Here is an 8,401-nt window from a genome sequence, read left to right on the forward strand (position 1 = left end):
TACGTTGTAAATGCTAATCGGAAGATAAAAAATAAGAAAAAATAGGTCGAAAAAGGAGAAGTGAAAAAACTTATACGGTGGCAAATTAACCACCGCATTCGTTTTATAATACCATATACTCTAAATAATTTGAGTTACAGATAGGTGACAAGTGAAGATAGGCGAGCAACAGAGATAAACGATGTAACTCGACTCGCTGAGTGTAGTCAATCTCCCTGTAACTTGAAATATGACGAGTATAAACTCAGGGCGCTAACGCGCCCTAAGAATTATGTTATCAGAATTACGAATTAGTCTTTGCTACGGTAAGCACGACGACGATCGTTCTCTGACAAATAGCGCTTACGCAGACGAATAGACTGCGGAGTCACTTCGACTAACTCATCGTCATCAATAAATTCTAATGCTTGTTCTAATGTTTGTTTCAGGTGTGGAGTCAGCGTTGTCGCCTCATCTGTACCAGAAGCACGCATGTTAGTCAGCTTTTTACCTGTTAAACAGTTTACTGTTAAGTCATTAGAGCGAGTATGAATACCAATTACTTGGCCTTCATAAACTTCAGCACCATGAGTAACGAATAATTTACCGCGATCTTGTAAGCTATACAGTGCGTAAGCAACCGCTTTACCTTGACCATTAGAGATCATAACACCGTTATTACGGCGACCGATTTCACCTGGACGAACATCATCATAGTGACTGAATGTTGCGTACAGTAAACCAGTACCTGATGTCATGGTCATAAATTCAGTACGGAAACCAATCAGACCACGGCTAGGGATGATGTAGTCTAAACGTACACGTCCTTTACCATCTGGTTGCATATCACGCATTTCACCTTTACGCTCACCCATCGCTTGCATCACATCACCTTGGTGCTGTTCTTCAATATCGATAGTTACTTGTTCGAAAGGCTCTTGTTTACGGCCGTCAATATCACGGAAGATAACTTTAGGACGAGATACGCCCAATTCGTAACCTTCACGACGCATATTTTCAATCAGAACTGACAGGTGAAGCTCACCACGACCTGATACACGGAATGCATCTGGATCTTCAGTTTCTTCTACACGTAATGCTACGTTATGGACTAACTCTTTTTTCAGACGATCTAAAATCTGACGAGAAGTCACAAATTTACCTTCACGGCCACAGAAAGGTGAAGTATTAACACAGAAATACATGCTAACAGTAGGTTCATCAACGGCTAATGCAGGTAATGCTTCAACAGCACCTGTTTCACAGATCGTATCAGAAATATTCAGTTCACCTAAGCCAGTGATTGCGATGATATCGCCAGCTTCTGCGACTTCAACTTCAATACGCTCTAAGCCTAAGTGACCTAACACTTTACCAACTTTACCGTTACGAGTATTACCTTCGCTATCGATGATAGTGACTTGCTGGTTAGGTTTAACCTTACCACGCTTGATACGACCGATACCGATAACACCTAGGTAGTTGTTGTAGTCCAACTGAGAAATTTGCATCTGGAATGTACCTTCCAGATCCACTTTTGGTGGCTCTACATATTTAACAATAGCTTCATATAACGGAGTCATATCTTCAGCCATGTCATTGTAATCTGTTCCCGCAATACCATTTAATGCAGATGCATAGATAATTGGGAAATCAAGTTGTTCGTCAGTGGCACCTAAGTTTACGAACAGGTCAAATACCTGATCAACAACCCAGTCTGGACGCGCACCAGGGCGGTCAACTTTATTGATAACAACAATTGGTTTTAAGTTGTTAGCAAACGCTTTTTGTGTCACAAAACGCGTTTGTGGCATTGGGCCATCCATCGCGTCAACCAGCAATAGAACGCTGTCTACCATAGACATAACGCGTTCTACCTCACCACCGAAGTCGGCGTGTCCTGGGGTATCTACGATATTGATACGATAGTCATTCCATTTAATCGCTGTATTTTTCGCAAGAATAGTAATTCCGCGCTCTCTTTCGAGATCATTTGAATCCATCACGCGCTCAGCAACAGTTTCACGTTCACCGAACGTACCAGATTGCTGGAGTAATTTATCGACGATAGTTGTTTTACCATGGTCAACGTGGGCGATGATGGCGATATTACGCAAGTTTTCGATCACAAAATTTGCCTCAGGCATTGTAGAAATAAGCGCAGTATTGTACACGCTTTAGACGAGAGACTAAACAAGATCACAATAATGATTGCTTAACAATATGCAATTAATTGAATTGTGATCCTTTTCACGCCTCAGAATTTAGTCGCATCCGTTCAGTTGCACCAAAATGGTGCAGTTAATTAGGCTTAATTTGCACCAATTTTGTGCAATAATTAAAAAATCACAGGAGATATTCTACACTAAACTTCATCAATACAGTATATATCCCTTTTTAGATAAGTTGGCATGCTTTTCGCAATAGAATTTAGGTGAGCAAAAAATTCACCGAAAAATGTGTAAGGCCACTGCACTCAATAAAACCATTCGCCAGGAGAGTTCCTATGTCCCTTGAACATGTATTATCCATGATTGAAGAACATAAAGTTAGATATATTGACTTACGTTTCACTGATACCCGAGGTAAAGAACAACATCTTACTATTCCGGCTCATCAGATTAACGATGATTTCTTTGAAGAAGGAAAAATGTTCGATGGTTCCTCTATTGGTGGCTGGAAAGGCATTAACGAATCAGACATGGTGCTGATGCCAGATGCAACAACCGCAATGCTTGACCCATTTTTCCAAGATCCGACCTTGATTATTCGTTGTGACGTTTTAGAACCAGGCACAATGCAAGGTTACGATCGTGATCCCCGTTCTATCTCAAAACGTGCTGAAGACTATTTAAAATCAAGTGGTATCGCAGACACAGTCCTGTTTGGACCAGAACCAGAGTTTTTCCTATTTGATGATATTCGTTTCAAAAACGATATTTCCGGTGCATCTTACGCTATCAATGATATTGAAGCGGCATGGAACACCAATACCAAATACGAAGACGGCAACAAAGGCCACCGCCCGATGGTGAAAGGGGGTTATTTCCCACTGCCACCCGTTGATTCATCACAAGATATTCGTTCTACTATGTGTAACATCATGGAAGAAATGGGCTTAGTTGTTGAAGCTCATCACCATGAAGTTGCAACGGCTGGTCAAAATGAAGTGGCAACTCGCTTTAATACCATGACCAAAAAAGCAGATGAAACCCAGATTTATAAATATGTGGTACAAAATGTGGCTCACGTATTTGGTAAAACAGCGACCTTTATGCCAAAACCTTTAGTGGGTGATAACGGTTCTGGTATGCACTGTCATATGTCACTGTCTAAAAATGGTGTAAACCTGTTTGCAGGTGACAAATACGGCGGATTATCTGAAATGGCGCTGTACTACATCGGCGGTATTATCAAACATGCTCGTGCATTAAATGCGTTTACTAACCCAACCACGAACTCTTACAAACGTTTAGTCCCAGGTTTTGAAGCACCAGTCATGCTGGCTTACTCTGCACGTAACCGTTCAGCGTCAATTCGTATTCCCGTTGTTGCTAGCATGAAGGCACGTCGTATAGAAGTCCGTTTCCCAGATCCTTTAGCAAACCCTTATCTTGCATTTGCAGCGCAGTTAATGGCGGGTCTTGATGGCATTATCAATAAAATTCACCCTGGTGATGCTATGGATAAAAACCTCTATGACTTACCACCAGAAGAAGCGAAAGAGATCCCAACTGTCGCGGGTTCATTAGAAGAAGCATTAAATACATTAAATGCCGATCGTGAATTCTTAACCCGTGGTGGCGTATTTACTGACGATGCTATTGATGCTTATTTAGAATTATTACGTGCTGATGTTCAGCGTGTACGTATGGCTCCGCATCCTCTTGAATTTGAAATGTATTACAGCGCTTAAGATAACTTGTTGATAAACCTTTAAGCCAAGATGTAAAACTGTTTTTTTTTGCCGTGAAGCTATTTTGCCCATCTTCGGATGGGCACTTTTCTCCCATTTAAGGGATCAGCCTTTTCACTTACGCATTGGTTCACTACTGTAATAAAGGTAAGATGCACTAAAATGGTGCAATGGGGTATTCAATATGGAAACGGCGGACTTACCTGACAACACATTAATTTTAGACTCATTGATACACTCTGTATTGGTTATCAACAAAGAGTTTATTATTTGCTACGCAAATCATTCTGCGTTACAGGTTTTAGCACAAAGCCGTCGAAAACTATTTGAAACGCCTTTCACTGCCCTCTTCAGTTATTACTCTTTTGATGCTGATTTAATGCGTGAAACATTAGCGAATGGGCAAAGCTTTACCGACAATGAAGTGATACTGGTTATTAATAACCAATCACACACAATGTCGCTCAGTGCCCAACCTATTTCCGAGCAACATATTTTGCTGGAACTGGCGCCTATGGATAGTCAACGCCGGTTAAGCCAAGAGCAGATACAACAAGCCCAGCAAATGGCTGCTAGGGAATTGGTTAGGGGGCTGGCACATGAAATTAAAAATCCATTGGGAGGATTACGGGGCGCAGCGCAATTGCTAGCAAAATCCTTACCTGATCCTACTTTAACGGAATATACGCAAGTCATTATTGAGCAAGCTGATCGCCTGCGTGTGCTAGTGGACAGATTACTTGGCCCCCAACATCCAGGAACAAAAACACATCAGAGTATTCACCATGTTGTTGAGCGCGTTGCTCAGCTTATTTCGCTCGAATGCCCTGAAAATGTCATCTTATTAAAAGATTACGATCCCAGCTTACCGGAGTTATCACATTATCCAGATCAAATAGAACAAGTCCTACTAAATATTACACGTAACGCCTTACAAGCCGTTGAAAAAACAGGTGGGACAATTATTTTGCGTACCCGTACTGCTTTTCAAGTCACACTTCATGGCGAACGTCATCGCCTTGTGGCTCGTATAGATGTGATTGATACAGGTGATGGCATTCCCTCTCATCTACAAGATACGCTTTTTTATCCGATGGTAAGTGGTAGAGAAGGTGGTAATGGATTGGGGCTCTCTATTGCGCGTAATTTAGTGGATCAACATGCAGGTAAAATTGAATTTACCAGTTGGCCCGGAAATACTGAGTTTTCTATTTATTTACCAATTAAGTAGGAGATAACCAATGCAAAAAGGAAATGTATGGGTTGTTGATGATGACAGCGCTATTCGCTGGGTACTTGAGCGTGCCATTTCTCGTGAAGGTATGTCTTGTAAAACCTTTGAACATGCGAATGATGTGCTTAATGCGCTCAATACAGAAATACCTGATGTGTTGTTATCAGACATTCGTATGCCTGATATTGATGGCTTATCTCTTTTAAAAATAATTAAAGAACAATATCCTACCTTGCCCGTTATTATTATGACGGCACATTCTGATCTTGATGCTGCCGTTAATGCCTATCAACAAGGCGCTTTTGATTACTTACCAAAGCCGTTCGATATCGACGAAACACTGGCATTAATTAATCGCGCCATAACGCATTATCGCGAACAAAAACAACCGAATACCGATGAAACCTCACTACAATCAGTGACAGATATGATTGGTGAAGCACCAGCAATGCAAGAGGTTTACCGTATTATTGGTCGACTTTCTCGCTCTTCAATTAGTGTCCTCATTAATGGGGAATCGGGCACAGGAAAAGAGTTAGTCGCACATGCATTACATCGCCACAGTCCAAGAGCTTCTTCTCCTTTTATTGCGCTAAATATGGCGGCAATCCCTAAGGACTTGATTGAATCAGAGCTGTTTGGTCATGAAAAAGGCGCATTTACAGGTGCCTCACAAGTACGCCAAGGTCGATTTGAACAAGCGAATGGTGGTTCACTATTTCTTGATGAAATCGGCGATATGCCCCTTGATATTCAAACACGTTTACTGCGAGTCCTTGCTGAAGGACAATTTTATCGAGTAGGCGGTTATGCCCCTGTAAAAGTCGATGTACGTATTATTGCCGCGACACATCAAGATTTAGAAAAACGAGTTCAAGCCGGTGATTTTCGTGAAGATCTCTATCATCGACTCAATGTCATACGCATTCAGTTACCACCACTGCGCGATAGAACCGAAGATATTCCCAACTTAGCGCGCTATTTTCTACAAAAAACAGCAAAAGAATTGGGTGTTGAAGCCAAAGTTCTTCATCAACAAAGTTTGCAAATCATGATGGAATACAACTGGTCAGGTAACGTTAGACAATTAGAGAATGTATGCCGCTGGTTAACGGTCATGACGGCAAGCCAAGAGATTATGCCTCAAGATTTACCACAAGAAATTCGTCAACCTGATGAAAAAACTAAAAATATCAGTCGAATAGCTTCATCTCAACATTGGTCACAACATCTTTCATTATGGGCAAATGAAGCATTAGGGGAAGGAAAAGAAAACATCTTAACAGATGCGCTACCTCAATTTGAACGTACACTATTACTTAGTGCTTTGGCATATACACAAGGGCATAAACAAGAGGCAGCAAGATTATTAGGTTGGGGCAGAAATACACTAACCCGTAAATTAAAAGAATTAGGGATAGAGGAATATTGATCCTCTAACCCTTAATCAATTAAATCACACGCGAGAATTGACGTTGGCGCATTTGGTTTCGTAAATAGGTATCAAAACACATACAGATATTACGAATAAGCAAACGTCCTTGTGGCGTAACTTGGATACCGTCTATTGTTATTTCAACCAAACCGTCATCCTTCATTGGCACAAGTAATTCTAGATCTTCTTTAAAATAGTCATGGAAGACAATATGGTGCATTTTTTCAATATCAGAAAAACGCAGGCTAAAATTACAAATTAAGGTTTTAATCACATCACGGCGGATACAATCATCATGAGTCAGAGATAAACCTCGCCAGAGTGCATTTCCTTCACTATTGACTCGCGCATAGTACTCTTTCAATACTTTTTCATTTTGCGCATAGTTATCACCTAACATACTTATTGCAGAAACGCCCATACCTAACAAATCACAATCTTCGTGGGTGGTATAGCCTTGGAAATTACGATGTAAAATACCTTTACGCTGAGCAACCGCTAACTCATCATCAGGTTTAGCAAAGTGATCCATACCAATAAATTGATAGCCATTTGTTGTCAGCGTAGAAATTGTCTCTTGTAATATTTCTAATTTTTCCTCTGCTAAAGGAAGATCTTCATCTTTGATTTTACGCTGAGCCGCGAATAAATTAGGTAAATGTGCATAATTGAAAACACTCAATCTATCTGGTGATAACTCAATAACACGTTGTAGTGTGAAGGCAAAACTCGCTTTAGTTTGCTTAGGTAAACCATAAATCAAGTCAATGCTGGTGGAGTGAAAACCTACCTCACGCGCACGCTCTACCAATGCAAAAATAAACGCTTCATCTTGCTCACGATTGACTTTTTGTTGCACTTCTTTATTGAAATCTTGCACTCCCATACTCAAGCGATTAAATCCTTCATGACGTAGATGATCAATAACATCTAGCTCAATTTCACGAGGATCAATTTCAATAGAGAGTTCTGCATTATCAACAAAATGAAAATGCTGACGTAATAGTGAAACTAATCGGCTAATTTGTTGTTTATCCAGAAAAGTCGGTGTCCCTCCCCCCCAATGCATTTGAGTCACTTTTCTGTCTTTAAAATAGCGCGCTCTATTAATAATTTCTTTTTCTAAAACATCAAGATATTCGTCTGCCTTATGTTTATGACGTGTAATAATTTTATTACAGCCGCAGAAATAGCACAGCTTATGGCAGAAAGGAATATGAATATAAAGCGATAAAGGGCGCTCAAGATAACGTTGCGTTGCTTTAATAAAATCATCATCGCCATATTGCTGATTAAACTCTAATGCTGTTGGGTATGATGTATAGCGAGGACCTGAATAGTTATACTTATGGATCAGGTCAAGATCCCAAATAATTGTTTGTTCTGACATGCCTCTACCTTCCAAAAGTGAACCGCTGATATTCATACCAGCAAACAGACATTATGAATATCTGAAAGAATAGTGTAACCAATAAATCGGGAACTGAATATGATCGAAAGAGGTATCGTATAAATCCTTACCCTCATATTGATAGGCGATAACACGCCAATATACGACGTGATGTAAATCACATTATGTAAAAATAATCTTATCCATTAAAGATATCTGTAAATAAATTACGTTTATTCAATATGTTAGTAGTTTTAATTCATCGTGGAATATCAGAAGAAAAAATTTACACCGAGTTTAAAACGATATATTACTCAAAATACGATTTAAATTAATTAAATATATCGTTATATTAGTTTTATTATTCTTTTATTCCCTCTTAATTTGATGATTATAATAATAGTAACAATTATATCTTTACCTAAATTATAATATTACATATCCTAA

General features: G+C 39.7%; 5 protein-coding genes. 3 read left to right on the plus strand and 2 right to left on the minus strand.

Annotated features, from left to right (window positions below):
- Positions 1-290: 290 nt before the first annotated feature.
- Positions 291-2,108, minus strand: a complete 1,818-nt coding sequence (gene typA, locus BHE89_RS04905) for a ribosome-dependent GTPase TypA (protein ID WP_171729953.1) — start codon at positions 2,106-2,108, stop codon at positions 291-293.
- A gap of 377 nt (positions 2,109-2,485) precedes the next feature.
- Here typA and glnA point away from each other — a divergent pair, with 377 nt between their 5' ends.
- From glnA to glnG, 3 genes are all read left to right on the plus strand, one after another.
- Positions 2,486-3,895 (plus strand): glutamate--ammonia ligase, encoded by a 1,410-nt coding sequence (glnA, locus tag BHE89_RS04910; RefSeq protein WP_069369551.1) that lies wholly within the window; start codon positions 2,486-2,488, stop codon positions 3,893-3,895.
- 184 nt (positions 3,896-4,079) lie between these two features.
- On the plus strand, positions 4,080-5,126 hold the full coding sequence (glnL, locus tag BHE89_RS04915; protein ID WP_069369550.1) for a nitrogen regulation protein NR(II): 1,047 nt from the start codon (positions 4,080-4,082) through the stop codon (positions 5,124-5,126).
- A gap of 10 nt (positions 5,127-5,136) precedes the next feature.
- Entirely contained in the window at positions 5,137-6,561 is a 1,425-nt protein-coding gene (gene glnG / locus BHE89_RS04920) for a nitrogen regulation protein NR(I) (protein ID WP_069369549.1), read from the plus strand.
- 19 nt (positions 6,562-6,580) lie between these two features.
- Here glnG and hemN read toward each other — a convergent pair whose 3' ends face one another.
- Positions 6,581-7,954, minus strand: coding sequence for an oxygen-independent coproporphyrinogen III oxidase (gene hemN / locus BHE89_RS04925; protein ID WP_069369548.1), 1,374 nt, complete (start codon positions 7,952-7,954; stop codon positions 6,581-6,583).
- Positions 7,955-8,401 lie beyond the last annotated feature (447 nt).

The sequence above is a fragment of the Shigella sp. FC1967 genome, assembly GCF_001743005.1.
Taxonomy (GTDB): domain Bacteria; phylum Pseudomonadota; class Gammaproteobacteria; order Enterobacterales; family Enterobacteriaceae; genus Proteus.

What these genes read in the sequence shown, in the direction of transcription:
- hemN (WP_069369548.1), bottom strand. Translation starts at nt 7,954, where the DNA reads ATGTCAGAACAAACAATTATTTGGGATCTTGACCTGATCCATAAGTAT.
- glnL (WP_069369550.1), top strand. Translation starts at nt 4,080, where the DNA reads ATGGAAACGGCGGACTTACCTGACAACACATTAATTTTAGACTCATTG.
- glnA (WP_069369551.1), top strand. Translation starts at nt 2,486, where the DNA reads ATGTCCCTTGAACATGTATTATCCATGATTGAAGAACATAAAGTTAGA.
- glnG (WP_069369549.1), top strand. Translation starts at nt 5,137, where the DNA reads ATGCAAAAAGGAAATGTATGGGTTGTTGATGATGACAGCGCTATTCGC.